The sequence below is a fragment of the Streptomyces sp. 4F14 genome, assembly GCF_048159485.1.
In the GTDB taxonomy this organism is placed as follows: domain Bacteria; phylum Actinomycetota; class Actinomycetes; order Streptomycetales; family Streptomycetaceae; genus Streptomyces.
The window spans coordinates 1-405 of sequence record NZ_JBLRVY010000178.1 but is presented as its reverse complement, the minus strand read 5'-3'; the positions used below and the strand labels follow the sequence as shown (position 1 = coordinate 405).

General features: G+C 75.8%; 1 protein-coding gene. It reads left to right on the top strand.

All coding sequences use genetic code 11. From position 1 onward, the window contains the following. Positions 1 to 405 (top strand): Gfo/Idh/MocA family protein (locus tag ACLZOT_RS50200; protein WP_416976016.1); only part of this gene is annotated, 405 nt, incomplete at both ends.

The following is a 405-nucleotide window of genomic DNA, read 5'->3' as shown; positions in this document are numbered from 1 at the left end:
ACGTGAACGGCGAGGCGGTACGCGCGTTCGCCGACGAGTTCGGCATCCCGCACGCGTCCACGGACCTCGACGCGACGCTCGCCCGGGTGCGTCCGGACCTCGTCGTGCTGTGCACCCCGCCCTCCGTGCACCGGGAGCAGTCCGTCGCCGCGCTCCGGGCCGGCGCGTGGGTGTGGTGCGAGAAGCCGCCCTGCCCCTCGCTGGCCGACTACGACGCCGTCGGGGCCGCAGAGCCGGGAGACGACGCGGCGCCCTACGCGTCCATCGTGTTCCAGCACCGCTTCGGTTCGGCGGCCCGGCACGTCCGCGCCCTGCTGCGCGGCGGTGCCCTGGGCAGGCCCCTGGTCGCCCACTGCCAGACCACCTGGTACCGGGACCGCGCGTACTACGCGGTGCCGTGGCGGG